11 protein-coding genes are annotated in these 15,333 nt (G+C 35.9%); 3 read left to right on the forward strand and 8 right to left on the reverse strand.

Annotated features, from left to right (window positions below):
- Positions 1–617, reverse strand: a 617-nt coding sequence (locus A9G22_RS08410; RefSeq protein ID WP_141670020.1) for a tetratricopeptide repeat protein, incomplete at its 3' end; no start/stop codon positions are given.
- A 594-nt stretch (positions 618–1,211) separates the two neighbouring features.
- Here A9G22_RS08410 and A9G22_RS08415 point away from each other — a divergent pair.
- Together A9G22_RS08415 and A9G22_RS08420 are read left to right on the forward strand one after the other, a co-directional pair.
- Positions 1,212–2,120 carry an SPFH domain-containing protein gene (locus tag A9G22_RS08415; RefSeq protein ID WP_075508693.1) on the forward strand — a complete coding sequence of 303 codons (909 nt, stop codon included), beginning with the start codon at positions 1,212–1,214 and terminating at the stop codon, positions 2,118–2,120.
- A 106-nt stretch (positions 2,121–2,226) separates the two neighbouring features.
- On the forward strand, positions 2,227–2,694 hold the full coding sequence (locus tag A9G22_RS08420) for an NfeD family protein (protein ID WP_176700257.1): 468 nt from the start codon (positions 2,227–2,229) through the stop codon (positions 2,692–2,694).
- Between the two features lie 607 nt (positions 2,695–3,301).
- Here A9G22_RS08420 and A9G22_RS08425 read toward each other — a convergent pair.
- The 4 genes from A9G22_RS08425 to A9G22_RS08440 form a co-directional block, all read right to left on the reverse strand.
- Entirely contained in the window at positions 3,302–3,994 is a 693-nt protein-coding gene (locus A9G22_RS08425; RefSeq protein WP_075508695.1) for an L-ribulose-5-phosphate 4-epimerase, read from the reverse strand.
- Positions 3,995–4,087: 93 nt separating this feature from the next.
- Positions 4,088–5,506: a sugar porter family MFS transporter gene (locus A9G22_RS08430; protein WP_082264523.1), complete on the reverse strand. Its 1,419-nt coding sequence runs from the start codon at positions 5,504–5,506 to the stop codon at positions 4,088–4,090.
- Between the two features lie 77 nt (positions 5,507–5,583).
- Positions 5,584–7,092: an L-arabinose isomerase gene (gene araA / locus A9G22_RS08435; RefSeq protein WP_075508696.1), complete on the reverse strand. Its 1,509-nt coding sequence runs from the start codon at positions 7,090–7,092 to the stop codon at positions 5,584–5,586.
- 37 nt (positions 7,093–7,129) lie between these two features.
- Positions 7,130–8,791 (reverse strand): ribulokinase, encoded by a 1,662-nt coding sequence (locus A9G22_RS08440; RefSeq protein ID WP_065586542.1) that lies wholly within the window; start codon positions 8,789–8,791, stop codon positions 7,130–7,132.
- Between the two features lie 204 nt (positions 8,792–8,995).
- Between A9G22_RS08440 and araC the strand changes: the two genes are divergently transcribed.
- Positions 8,996–9,907 carry an arabinose operon transcriptional regulator AraC gene (gene araC / locus A9G22_RS08445; RefSeq protein WP_065586543.1) on the forward strand — a complete coding sequence of 304 codons (912 nt, stop codon included), beginning with the start codon at positions 8,996–8,998 and terminating at the stop codon, positions 9,905–9,907.
- Positions 9,908–10,409: 502 nt separating this feature from the next.
- Here the strand turns inward: araC and A9G22_RS08450 are convergent.
- The 3 genes from A9G22_RS08450 to A9G22_RS08460 form a co-directional block, all read right to left on the reverse strand.
- On the reverse strand, positions 10,410–12,557 hold the full coding sequence (locus A9G22_RS08450; protein ID WP_075508697.1) for a carbon starvation CstA family protein: 2,148 nt from the start codon (positions 12,555–12,557) through the stop codon (positions 10,410–10,412).
- A gap of 313 nt (positions 12,558–12,870) precedes the next feature.
- Positions 12,871–13,590, reverse strand: coding sequence for a two-component system response regulator BtsR (gene btsR / locus A9G22_RS08455; protein WP_075508698.1), 720 nt, complete (start codon positions 13,588–13,590; stop codon positions 12,871–12,873).
- Complete coding sequence (locus A9G22_RS08460) at positions 13,584–15,284, reverse strand: sensor histidine kinase (RefSeq protein ID WP_075508712.1); 1,701 nt, start codon at positions 15,282–15,284, stop codon at positions 13,584–13,586. Before A9G22_RS08460 ends, btsR begins: the two co-directional genes overlap by 7 nt.
- Positions 15,285–15,333 lie beyond the last annotated feature (49 nt).

Consider the following 15,333-nt stretch of genomic DNA (forward strand, 5'->3'; position numbering starts at 1 on the left):
TCATCCACTCTTTCAACCTTGTTATAATATAATTCTGCCTGCTTTATATCCTTTTTTTCAATTTGGTAAATCACACCTAAATTACATTGCGCTCTGGCATAGGCTTGGGCATCATCCTCTCTTACAACCTTGTTATAATATAATTCGGCCGTCTCAATATCTCTTTTATCAATTTGGTAAATCTGACCTAAATTACATTGCGCTCTGGCATAGGCTTGGGCATTATCCTCTCTTTCAACCTTGTTATAATATAATTCGGCCTTCTCAATATCGTTTTTATCAATTTCGTAAATCTGACCTAAATTACATTGCGCTCTGGCATAGGCTTGGGCATTATCCTCTCTTTCAACCTTGTTATAATATAATTCGGCCGTCTCAATATCTCTTTTATCAATTTGATAAATCTTACCTAAAATGAATTGCGCATCGGCATAAGCTTTAGGATTAGCCTGCTTGTCAATCGTTAATAAACAAACTTCTGCTTGTTCGATATCTTTTTTATCTAAATAATAAATGGTAGCCAATTGAAACTGAGCATCTATATATTTTTCGATGTCATCTTCCCGAGTTATTTTTTTGAGCTGTTCAATTTTTTGATCAATCGTCATTTCTTCCATTTTAATTCCTATTGTGTTTTATTGTTATATCTAAAAATAAGTTTAATACTTTAGTTTGTTTAGGTAGCATGTTTTAGGTGGGTATTTATTATTTTTGTTTGTATTTTATAGTTTAGTTATGCTAGCTAAACTTATTGCCAATAATTGTGGCAGTAACAGTAATACATAGTTTAGCGTTAAGTTAAAAATTTACCAATAGAATAGATTATATGGAGAAAATCTAAATTTGTTATTGCAAGCCATCCTAAACTTATTTTCATGTCATTTGGAACTAGTTCAAATCATTTTTTTGATTCTAGCAATATGACCATTGTAATTCGGTGGTCACAAATAGTTGCAAAAGCAAGCCTTTACTCGGCACTATCAACATAATAAATAGCATTGTTTAATAAACAATACGTCCATTAAACAAATAACCATATTTGTTTATTTTTATAACGTTATTTCAAACCACACAAGAAAAAATTGAAATCACTCTTTAACACATTGGTAATGTGCTTATATAACATGAATTAAAACTGGTTAAAAAATTTAATAATCTATAAAATAACCGACTCATTTTTATTATAAAAAAACTATAAGGATTTTTGAACTATGCCTGTATTTTATATCGTCATTGGTGTTATTGTTTTACTTGCTTTAATTACTGTCTTAAAAGGCATTACGATTGTTCCTCAAGGTTACCAATATACTATTGAGCGTTTTGGTAAATATACGCATACGCTTGAACCTGGTCTAAATATTATTATTCCATTTATGGACGGTGTTGGCCGTAAGATTAATATGATGGAACAGGTACTTGATATTCCATCACAAGAAGTCATTTCAAAAGATAATGCCAACGTACAAATTGATGCGGTGTGTTTTATTCAAGTACAAGAAGCAGCAAGAGCGGCATATCAAGTAAATCAACTAGAGCGTGCAGTAATTAATTTAATGATGACTAATATCCGTACGGTTTTAGGTAGTATGGAATTGGATGAAATGTTATCACAACGTGATCATATTAACTCAAAGTTGCTAAATATTGTCGATGATGCAACAAGCCCATGGGGAATCAAAATTACCCGCATTGAAATTCGAGACGTTCGCCCACCAGCAGAATTAATTGCTGCAATGAATGCGCAAATGAAAGCAGAACGTAATAAACGTGCTGAAATTCTTGAGGCGGAAGGTGTTCGCCAAGCCGCAATTTTACGTTCAGAAGGTGAAAAACAATCTGAAATATTAAAAGCTGAAGGTGAAAAACAAGCTGCCTTTTTACAAGCCGAAGCGCGCGAACGTGCTGCCGAAGCAGAAGCAAGAGCCACTCAAATGGTATCTGAAGCAATTGCTGCGGGTAATATTAATGCCATTAACTACTTTGTTGCGCAAAAATATACTGAAGCGCTACAACAAATTGGCTCATCTGATAATAGTAAAGTGATTATGATGCCACTTGATGCGTCAAGTTTAATGGGTAGCATTGGCGGTATTGCTGAATTACTTAAAAACACGAAATAAAAATCAAATTTTATACTTAAACATAGTGTTTCCTGAAACTTTTTGACAAAATCTATAAACGCTATGTTTAAGATTTTTACTGAATGGATTTTAAAGGGAATTGATGATGACTGATTTTTTTATGGCTTTTTATAACTCCCCTCATTGGGTGTTTATCGCTTTAGGTGGAATTTTGCTAATTGCTGAACTACTAGGCACTGGTGGATACGGACTTTGGAGTGGGATTGCAGCCATTATTGTGGGTTTAATTGCTTGCGTTATATCGCTTTCTTGGCCAACTTTGTGGATCTTATTTGCAATACTAACCCTTGCATCTGCTTACCTTTGGTGGCTTTGGCTTAAAAAGCAAGGAAAAGATAAATCAACTAAAGGCGAAATTAATCAACCACAACAAGATTTGATTGGTATTAAAACGGTTGTCACTGATGCGATTGTTAATGGTTCTGGCCGTGTAAAAATCAAAGATGGAACATGGTCAGCAAGATGCAATCAAGATCTTAACGTTGGTCAACGTGTTGAAGTTATTGCTGTAGATGGCTTAATTTTGAATGTACTACCTATAAATCATGAATAGTCTTAATTAATTTTATTTATGTGTAAAAATAACCATATACCGATAGTTAGCAAAGAACTCGCATTTTAGCGAGTTCTTTGCCCTAGCAGGCATGTAAAAATAACCTAAGATATTCACTCTGCATACTAGCCTCAGCCCCATACAGCCCTTCCCTTACTCTAGGGGGCAATGTTGTTCAACCACTCTTTCAACTTATTTTCAAATTGAGCTAGTGCAAGATAATTTGATTGTGAGACTGTTTTACACAATTATAATAAGCCTGAATATACAATAAGGTCATTAATTTGATCTGAATCATAATATCTAACTTATCGCTATAAAACCATTGTGCTTGTAACAACCGTTTTTGTTTTTACGGAGTTCAAATTATTTTTTCATTACTTTATTTTGGTGCTCTAGCCCCCTTAATAACGCATACTTTTTATGCGTTATAATTGCTTGTTATGTCGTTTTTTTCATGGTTTTATTACGTTCATTAACAACGCTTTTTATCATTTATCCCTAAACCTTCCGCCATTTACCGATAACCTGTCTGCTATTAAGAGCGAAAAAACGAAAAATAAAAAAGACGCTTTTTTATTTTTTTGATCAACGTACAAATAATAATTTATATTTGGCCATAATAAGCATTTTTACCATGTTTGCGATAATAATGTTTATCTAACAATTCGCGTTGAATTTTTATGCCAAGATTAAGATTGCGGGTCGCTAATGCCATTGCGGCCACCTCTTCTAAAACAACAGCATTATGCACAGCATTGTCGGCAGTTGTTCCCCACGCAAAAGGACCGTGTCCGTATACCAATACGCTAGGTATCGCCATCACATCTATCGAACGTTTAACAAATTCTTCAATAATAACTTTACCAGTGTTTTGTTCGTAATCGGTTGCAATTTCTGCGGTTGTTAACATCCGTGTACAAGGAATGTCGCCATAAAAATAATCAGCATGGGTGGTACCTAATGCGGGAATGTCTAATCCTGCTTGCGACCATATAGTTGCATTGCGTGAGTGAGTATGAATAATACCGCCAATTTGCTCACATGCTTTATAAAGTTCAAGGTGTGTGTCGGTATCACTTGAGGGATTAAGCCGGCCTTCTACTTTATTGCCATTAAGATCAATGATAACAATATCATCAACAGTAAGCTTATCATATGCAACTCCAGATGGTTTAATGGCAATAACCCCATTTTGCCTATCAATTTCTGATACATTACCCCAGGTAAAAGTGACAAGTTGGTAATAAGGCAGTAATAAGTTTGCGGCAAGTACGCGCTCTTTTAATAATGTAAACATGCAAAGCATCCTATTTTTAATACAAATGAATCAAATGATAAGTAACGAAGGTTTAATTTAACTTATTGTTACTTGTTACTTATCATTTATCCTTTAGTGATCACCACCGATATAACGTAATTTTTTCCCTTCCATTAAGTTTTTTTCAATGCGTTCTAATGAAATATTTTTTGTTTCAGGAACAAAAAAGATAACAATAAAAATGAACAAAATATTCATGCCGGTATATAACCAAAATGTTTGTGCGACCCCAATGTGATTTAATAATGTAAGGAAAGTTGCGCCAATAATCATATTGGATATCCAGTTTGTTGTCGTTGAACAAGTTACTCCAAAATCTCGACACTTGAGCGGTTGAATTTCAGAACACAGAATCCAAACTACAGGTGCTGCGCTCATTGCATACCCACCAATACACATAATGGCCATACCTACTGCCGCATAAGAAATGATTGATGATGGGTGACCATTTTCAATAAGTTGTAAGCAGATGCCTAATATAAGCGTACCAAATGCAATAATGCCGAAACCAACTTTTAAGATTGGTTTACGTCCTAATTTATCAACAGTAAAAATGGCAATAAATGTCGCTAAAACAAAAGTAAGCCCCACAATAATTGTTGCTATCATTTGTTGTTCAGTTGTTTGGAAACCAGCAAGGCTAAAAATTCTAGGTGCATAGTACATAATAATATTCATACCAGTAAATTGTTGCATTGCTTGTAATGCCATACCAAGGTAAACGGTGCGACGTACATTTTTATTTACCTTAAATAAAGTCCATCCTTGTTGCTTTTGGGTTAAGCTATTTTTGATATCATCAAATTCTTGTTTGATTTTTTCAGGTTTTCTGCGAATCGATTTTAGTACCTGTTCTGTTTCTTGTAATCGACCTTTCGATGCAAGCCATCTAGGGCTATTAGGTAGAAAAATGACAACAATAAATAAAATAATTGCCGGCACTGAAATGATACCTAACATCATTCGCCAATTACCTGTAAAACTAAAATAGGTATCAGACAAAAAGGCTAATAAAATCCCAATGGTCACTAACAATTGATATCCCGCTATCATTTTTCCCCGAATATGTTCGGGCGCCATTTCAGAAAGATACAGTGGCGCAGTATACGATGCGATCCCAACTGAAAACCCTAAAATGACTCGCCAAATAAGCAGCACTTCAACATTTGGCGCCATGGCGGATCCAAAACAACTTATTATAAAAAACAGGGCTCCTGCTAATAAGCTGTATTTTCTACCTAGATAAAAAGATAACCAACCATTTGATAATGCACCCACAGCGGCACCTAACATCATCGAACTCACTACCCATCCTTGCAGTTCAGTGGTAAGTTCAAATTGAATAGTGATAAACGGTAACGCCCCAGCAATAACGCCAATATCCAAACCAAACAATAATCCTGCCATTGCTGCCGAAAAGCCGATTAAAAATGTCATCGTTCTAGCCGAGTTTTTTGTCGTATTCATCGGTATAGGTGTATGCATATCCATCTATTTACCCCCATTAATTCTGTATTGTTAACAATAATTGGCAACAACAAACCCAATTATCAGCTTAAACTATTCAGTTAAGCATAAGGATGACAATAGGCAATTTCGTTCCAACGCAACTCATTTCTGAAGTGATTAATGTCTGTTTCATCATCAATGACTAATAATTCAATATTATGAAGTTGTGCATAGAGTCTAAAATAGTCCATTGATAGTGCTTGGGTATACACGGAGTGGTGTGCTGCTCCAGCTAAAATCCACGCTTCGGCAGACACCTCTAACGATGGTTTAGTTTTCCAAACAGCGCAGGCAACCGGTAATTTTGGCAATGGTTGTGGCTGTTTAACGGTTTCTAATGCATTTGTGACCAGTCTAAAACGGTTGCCCATATCAATTAAACTCGCATTGATGGCAAACCCCGGTTTAGCAGCAAAAATAAGGCGTGCAGGATCCGCTTTATTACCAATTCCTAATGGTTGAATATCTAGCAATGGTTTAACATCATCATCGACAATAGATGGACAGACTTCTAACATATGTGACCCAATCACCAGTTCATTACCTTTGGTGAAATCATAAGTGTAATCTTCCATAAATGCGGTACCACCTGATAGGCCTTTTGCCATCACTTTTAGGGTTCGAAGCAACGCAGATGTTTTCCAGTCGCCCTCAGCAGCAAAACCGTAGCCTTTTGCCATTAATCGCTGAACAGCCAGTCCCGGCAACTGAGCCATACCGTGCAAATCTTCAAAAGTTGTGGTAAATGCCGTATACCCTCCTTGCTCCAGGAATCGCTCAATACCCAATTCTATTCTTGCTGCATCGATTAGATTTTGACGTTTTGCACCATTGATTTGAGCAACAGGGCTAATTTGATATAGTGCTTCATATTCATCAATTAATTGTGCGACATCTGTGTCACTAACAGCATTAATAACAGACACCAAATCACCCACCGCATGAGTATTGACAGAGTAACCAAATTTAATTTGTGCCGACACTTTATTACCTTCTGTTACAGCAACTTCACGCATATTGTCACCAAAGCGAACCACTTTCATATTTTTTTCTGCATTGATAGCCACACAAACTCTCATCCATTGTGCGATTTTCTCGTGCACAGTTTTGTCTTTCCAATAGCCAGTTACAATTGAATGAATAAGGCGCATACGTGAACCAATAAATCCAAATTCGCGCCCACCATGCGCTGTTTGATTGAGATTCATAAAATCCATATCCATTGAATCCCAAGGCACCTGTTCGTTAAATTGCGTATGAAGTTGCAGCAAAGGTTTTTGTAAATGTGTTAAGCCCCTTATCCACATCTTTGCGGGCGAAAACGTATGCAGCCAAGTGATCAAACCAACACATTTAGGCGAATAGTTAACTTCTTGGCATAATGTATAAATATCATCAGGTTTCGTTGCCAATGGTTTAAGCACAATTTTTACGGGTAAATTAGCGTGTTGATTAAAATAATCTGTTACCAATTGAATATTTTTTTTAATTTGTTCAAGTGTCTGATGTCCATAAAGATGTTGACTACCGGCAACAAACCAAATTTCAGCTTCGTTATAAATAAACATTATGGTCTCCTTCAAAATTTTATCGCTAGGGCACAAACTAAAGATAATAGTTAGGTTCGCAAGTCGCTGACCAAACTAAATACTTTTCATACAGTTGTTGATATTTTGCAACCCGGTCAGCATTAGGCATAAAAGTGATTTCGATCTGACTAGACATAACTTTTTGCGCGGTTGGAATGTCTGGGTAGAGATTGGCAGAAACAGCCGCAAAAATGGCAGCACCAAGTGCACAACACTGTTCGGAATTAACGACTTTTAAGGGACGATTCATCACATCTGCACAAACTTGCATAATCACAGGCGATTTTTTGGCGATGCCACCTAAAGCAACAATATTATTTACCGGCACATGCTGATTAATAAAACATTCCATAATCGCTCTTGCCCCAAATGCGGTAGATAAGATCAATCCACCAAATATCGTTAAAGCGTCGGTCGAAATAGTTAAATTGGTCATAACACCTTTAAGTCTTTGATTTGCATAAGGCGTTCTGCGACCATTGAACCAATCAAGAATCACTGGAATATTGTCTAGATTTGGATTTTGTGACCATTGTATAGCCAATTGATGCAATAATTGCTGTTTTAGTTGTTCAATATTTAATTGCAATTCGGGCGATTGTATTGCTAACTGATCAAGTGGCCAACTAAGTAACTTTTGATACCATGCATAAATATCACCAAACGCCGACTGCCCAGCTTCAAGCCCAATATAATTGGCCATCACACTACCATCAACTTGACCACAAATACCTTTGATAGCACGATCTTTAATGACATTTCGTTCAGCCAATAAAATATCGCACGTGGATGTACCAATTACCTTTACCAAAGTATAAGGTTCAGCGCCGGCACCGACTGCCCCCATATGACAATCAAACGCACCGCCGGCAATAACAACTGATGGTGGTAAACCTAATTTTTTAGCCCATATTGGGGTTAAGGTGCCAACTTTTTCCTCGGCAGTATACGTGTCTTTAAATAGTGGGTATGGCAGTGCATTAACTAATGACTCGTCAAGTTTTTCAAAAAATGCATAAGGTGGCAATCCCCCCCATTGTTCGCTCCAAAAACATTTATGACCAGCAGCACATCGACCTCGCTTTATCTTACTTGGTGCTGTTGTACCTGATAATAAAGCCGGTACCCAATCACATAATTCAACCCATGAAGAGGACGCTTTCTTTACTGCATTATCTTGACCAAAAATATGCATGATTTTTGCCCAAAACCATTCAGATGAATATACGCCACCACAATACGCCAAGTACTTAGAATAAGGTTCTGTTGCACACAGCTGATTGATAACTTCAGCTTCATTTACTGCAGTATGATCTTTCCACAAAATAAACATCGCATTGGGATTATTCATAAATTCTGGTTTTAAAGCTAAAACATCACCATTTTCATCGATCGGTGCTGGTGTTGAACCGGTTGAATCAACACCAATGGCAACAACATAGTTAACATCAGTGTTAAGTTGTTTGACGACAGATTGAATAGCTTGTGTCATTGATTCAATATAATCAAGAGGATGGTGTCTAAATTGATTTTTTTTAGGATCACAAAACAACCCTTTTGCCCAACGAGGATAATAGACAACATCGGTGGCTAATTCCTGACCATTTTGACAATTAACCGCCAAAGCCCTGACAGAGTCACTACCAAAATCTAACCCAATTGCTATTTTTTTACTCATCCAATTACACCTCACACACTTGTTAGTATGGATTTTTTTGGAAGAATAATTAATTTAACTTCAAATAAGTAGGTAATTTACTGCTAAAAATATAGACAATTCTGTCTAGATAATTTGTTTTGTGATAAAGATCTCACAATTAATACTATTCAAAAAAAAATTTTATGTAAAAATAAAAAATGTATAAGAATTAGGAAGTAATAGATGAGTAATGTGCAGCAAAATGATCCTTTACTACCGGACTATTCATTTAATGTCCATCTTGTATCTGGATTAACACCGATCGAAAAGTCGGGTAAATTTGATTTTTTTATAGATCGCCCAAAAGGATTAAATGGTTATATCATCAATCTGACCTATGCAGGTCAAGGCACGATATACCGCAATAATGATTCATTTAACTGTCATCCTGGCGATTTTGTACTTTTTCCACCTAAAGAACCGCATCTTTATGGCCGTAAAGAGGATGAAAGTAACTGGTTTCATTTTTGGATCTATTTCAAACCAAGATCTACATGGAAATATTTACTCTCTTGGGAAAACCGCATAGAAAACACCGGATTTTATCGCCCCAATATCAAAGTAAAAAAAGAACTAGAACAACTATTTATTAAAATTGTCGAAATAGGACAATCCACCTCGATCTATTCAGAAAATTTAGCGATGAGCATGTTAGAACAATTTTTGATAAGACGAGCACAAGAAACATCCAACATATCTTCTAAAGACATTGATATAAGGGTGTTACAGGTTTGTAATTATTTGATTGATACCTTAGATGAAAACGAATTTATGTTAGATAACGTCGCACAAAAAGTGTGTTTATCTGCATCACGAATTTCACATATTTTTAAAGATCAGATGGGAATGTCAATTGGCGAGTGGCGGCAAGAACAACGAATAAGCCGTGCAAAAATATTATTACAAACCACAAATATGAGTATTGCCAATATTGGTCGATCAATTGGGTTTGAAGACCAGCTATATTTTTCGCGTATATTCAAAAAAAGAATCGGACTTAGTCCACAAAAATATCGCAATAGTAGCCAAGAACAACATGAAAGGAAAATTAAAGACATTAATTCGCTTGCTCTATACGATAAAATAACCAAATAGCAGAATTGGTATAAAACTTAATAATCTTGCTAAATATGGCTATTGAGTTTTAAAAAAAGGGCAAACTATATAGCTTATCCTCATATTATTTGCAGTAATTTGAGAAAAGACTGTAATAAATATATACAAACAGCAAGATTATCCCCTTATCTGTTTTTAGACGATTATTTCAATCATAAGAAGATAAAAATTTATTTTTTCAACATATTAAATTTTATGTCTCAATCATTTATCAAATTATAATTAGATTTATCTGAAATTTTTCCTTAATCAACACAGGAATGGAACAACTGAACAATCAAATACAACCTAATGATAATTTTTTTTAGTAATAGATATCTTCTAGTGAAATGGTATTTTCACTTAAACGGAGATATTTGCAATTAAAACAAACAATTGTTTATAAAAATACCGTTCAATAAGGTTACATTATTGGGCAAAAAATAAATTAATATTAAAAACAATAGGATACCTTATTGATTTGGTATCCTATTGATTACAGCTAGTGTGACATTGACGTTTTAACACCACCTTTAGGAATTGGTACGTAAACGGTTTCTTTATCGGTTCTTTGTTTATTATTATGTGCTTTCAGTGCCGTTTTAATACCAAAGAAAATAATACTGTAAACAACCAATAAGAATAAAACACTTAACCCAGCATTGGTGTAATTATTAATGACAATATGGTGCATATTATCGATTTGTTGTGGCATTAAATCACTACCTTCAGCAATTCGACGATTATATTCATTCGCTAAATAGAAGAAACCTTCTAATTGAGGATCTTGACTAAATAACTTCAATGCTAATGCCCATGTGGTACAAATTAACAACCATATAGCAGGAATGATTGTTACCCAAATATATTGAGCACGTTTCATTTTGATTAATACAACGGTTGCTAAAACTAACGCAACCGCAGCTAGCATTTGGTTAGAGATACCAAATAGTGGCCACAAGCTCTTAACGCCGCCTAATGGATCAACCACACCTTGATAGAGTAAATAACCCCATAAACCCACACAACCTAAAGTGCCAATAAAGCCAGCAATAAGAGAGTCTGTTTTTTTCAAAAATGGCACAAAATTACCTAGTAAATCTTGCAACATAAAACGACCAGACCGAGTGCCTGCATCAAGAGCAGTTAAAATAAATAGTGCTTCAAACAAAATACCAAAATGGTACCAAAAGCCCATATTTGCGCCAGGTAGGATTTGATGAAATACGTGCGCAATACCTACGGCTAATGTTGGTGCCCCACCAGCACGATTTAAAACTGATGGTTCACCAATGTCTTTTGCGGTTTGGATAATTTCTTCAGGCGAAATAACAAATCCCCAAGAACTCACTGTTGCTGCGGCATGGGCTGTCACATCTTGTAATTGAGCCATAATCATTGGCGCATCTGCGGTGCCAAGTCGATGTAGATCTGGCATAGTAACGCCTAACGCTGCAGGTGGCGTATTCATTGCAAAATACAGACCTGGCTCAATGATTGACGCGGCCACTAAAGCCATCATTGCAACAAATGATTCCATCAACATTGCACCATAACCAATAAAACGCGCGTCGTTTTCATTGGCAAGTAATTTTGGTGTAGTACCTGATGCAATTAAAGCGTGGAAACCAGAAACTGCGCCACAAGCGATGGTAATAAATAAAAACGGGAATAATGTGCCTTTCCAAACTGGTCCTGTACCATCAACATATTGTGTAATTTCTGGCATTTTTAAATCAGGATTTAAAATAACAATACCAATAGCTAAACCAACAATCACCCCAATTTTTAGGAATGTGGCTAAATAATCACGTGGAGCTAAAATTAACCACACAGGTAACATGGCAGAAACTAAGGCATAACCAACCAATACATAAGTGATAGTTGTTGCTTTAAAGGTTAAAGCCGGTCCCCAATATACATCATGTGCAATAACCCCACCAAACCAGATAGATAAGACAAGTAACACAATACCAATAATTGAAACTTCGGCTACTCGGCCTGGCCTAATAAATCGCATATAGATTCCCATAAATAAAGCGATTGGTACCGTTGAGCAAACTGTAAAAACGCCCCATGGACTTTCAGCTAAGGCCTTAACAACAATTAGTGCTAATACCGCTAAAATGATTAACATAATCAAAAAGCAACCAAACAGGGCAATAGTTCCTGGTATAGGCCCCATTTCTTCTTTGATCATTTCACCTAAAGATGAACCATTACGTCGAGAAGATAAAAATAGCACCATAAAGTCTTGCACCGCACCGGCAAAAACCACACCCGCAAGTAGCCAAAGTGTGCCAGGTAAATAACCCACTTGCGCCGCAAGTACCGGACCGACTAAAGGACCAGCGCCTGCAATTGCCGCAAAATGATGCCCAAATAATACATATTTATTTGTTGGGACATAATTTAAACCATCATTATTAATGACAGCTGGCGTTGCACGAGTTGGATCTAATTGCATCACGCTTTTAGCTATATACAGGCTATAATATCGATATGCGACCAAGTAAATCGAAACCGCTGCTGCAACAACCCATAGCGCACTAATATGTTCACCTCGCCGCAGCGCTATAACTGCTAGGCAGCATGCACCAACTAAAGCTAAGATGAACCATAGAATATGTTTACATACTTTATTATTCATAATGATTCTCTTTGTGATTGATAAGATTAATTAGTTTGATATTTAATACCATAATGCATATTGCAAAAAACTTGTGTCTCATAACATAATAAAATTTAACATGTTATTGTCATTATTGTGTAGTTATTTTTTACACACAGTTAAGGTGGTAAATACCAATTAAAGGTCTTTTTATGCTCAAGCGTATAGTAATTTTTTACTTTTAAGAATGGTAATAGTATTTATCTTATAGGCTAGATTAGGTGGTTGAGTGGTTAAAATTAGCGAATTAGCGGTAAAAAAACAGCAATAAAACAAAGAACTTTTGCGTTGGTTATAAACCCAAACTCTCTTTAAATGGTTTTAAATAACGACGGCTAATCGGCACAGAAACATCATTAATAAGAATGACATCAACACCACCAGTTTGATTGAAGCGAATTTCTTTAATTTTTTTTAGATTAATCAGATATTGCCGATGACACCGAACAAAGGGAGTTTTATCCTCCAGTGTTTTTAAGGTTAGTTCAGTCCGATACTCATTATTTGTTTGATTAAATACATAAATGCCACTTATTTTAGAGGTCACATAAAGTACATCATCAAGATTTAATAAGTAAATTCGGTTATGCCCAATGCATGGAATGTATTTCAAGGTTTGATTAACACCGTCTAATTGATTAATACTCCCTGAAAAACAATGATTATGCAGACGATGCAAGGTTTTATTTAACCGTTCTTGTTCTACTGGTTTGAGTAAATAATCAAAGGCTTGTTCTTCGAAGGCTTTAACCGCAAATTCACCATAAGCCGTTAAAAATACAATCCTTGGCATAGTTTCAGGATCGAGCATTGATAGCATTTCAATGCCATTGATTTTGGGCATTTGAATATCTAGAAATACGACATCGGGTTGACGTCGATGAATCTCACGAATCGCTTCTATGGCGTTATTACATTCAGCAACAATACAAATTTCGGGATCTGTTTCAAGCAAGCAGCGTAGATTTTCGCGTGCAGGTAATTCATCATCAACAATAATAACGTTTAACATTGAATACTTATATCCTTGTGCAAAGGTAATATTAGCATTACTTTAGTATACTCATCGGGTTTACACGCTATCTTTATACCATATTTTTTGCCATAACGAATCTTAATTCGTTTATCGACTAAATTAAGCCCTAAACCTTTGGTATCTTTTTTATGTTCGCGGTAATGTCCAGCATTATCAATCACTTCTAAAACTAACAATTGATTCTTCTTATAAGCCAAAATAGTTACATTGCCATTACCAAGCGACTGGGATGTACCATGTTTAATGGCGTTTTCAACAATAGGTTGTAACGTAAAAGCTGGAAGTTTTGTATATTCTAATTCAGAGGGGATATCGATATTGATCGTTAACTGATCCATAAAGCGCATTTTTTCGATTTGTAGGTAAGCATTCACGTGTTCTATTTCATCTTTCAAGGGAACAATTTCTTCGGTTCGCTTTAAATTTTTTCGGAAAAAGGTGGAAAGGTTTTGTACAAGTTGTGATGCTTGCGTTTTATCTCGACGAATAACAGCCAGCAGTGTATTTAAGGCATTAAATAAAAAGTGAGGATTGACTTGTGCATGCAACAGTTTAATTTCGGTTTTAGATAACAGTTGCTTATAGTACTCATTTTGCCCAGCTAAGATCTGTGCAGATAATAAACTGGCGATACCTTCACCAAGGGTTCGATTGATGGAACTAAACAGCGTATTTTTTGCTTCATAAAGCTTAATTGTACCCACAACCGTATTGTTTTCTCCTCTCAGCGGAATAACGAGTGTTGAACCTAAACGGCAACTTTTATTTATTGAGCATTGATAAGGTTGATGAACCCCATCAAGGTATTGTACTTCATTTTTTTCGATCGCCTCTAACGTACTATTGGATGTGATTAGTGTTCCTGGTAAATGATGATCATCACCAATACCAATAAAAGCTAGTATCTTTTCTCGATCGGTAATAGAAACAGCGCCAATATCAAGCTCTTGATAAATAATTTCGGCCACTTTAGTACTATTTTGTTGATTAAAGCCATCACGCAATAAACCTTCAGTACTGACCGCGATTTTTAACGCCTTAGCCGAAAAGGCTGAAGTATATCGTTCAAATATAGCTCTCCTATCAAGCAAAATCTGCATAAACATTGCAGCGCCAATGCTATTTGCAACAATCATTGGCGCAACAATACTTCTGACCGCATGCAACACCACATCAAAAGGTCTTGAAATTAATAACACTAAAATCATTTCGAGTGATTCAACCAACAAACCTAGCATACCAACTAAAAGCGGGTTATAGATAAGATCGACTCTCCCCTTTCTCATCAACAAATAATGCAGAACCCCACTAATCAACCCAATTAACATGGTGGATAACATACAGCTATCAGCGGTAATACCGCCTAAAGTATATCGATGAAGGCCACCTGTGATACCCACTAAAAGCCCAACTACGGGTCCGCCAAGTAAGCCTCCTAAGATAGCACCAATGGCTCGTGTATTGGCGATGGTATCTTCAATATGCAAACCAAAATAACTACCCATAATACAAAATAATGAAAAAATACAGTAACAAACTAATTTGTGAGGTAAATGAACTGTCACTTGCATAAGTGGAATAACGATCGGCGTTTTGCTAAGTAAATAAGCAATCACCAAATAAACGCACATTTGTTGAAGAAGCTGTAGGACAAGATCAAATTCAAACATAATAATGACTACAGAATAAAAACCGTCGACAAATGTCGACGGAAAAGGA

Source organism: Gilliamella sp. App2-1 (assembly GCF_001690255.1).
Lineage (GTDB): Bacteria > Pseudomonadota > Gammaproteobacteria > Enterobacterales > Orbaceae > Gilliamella > Gilliamella apicola_G.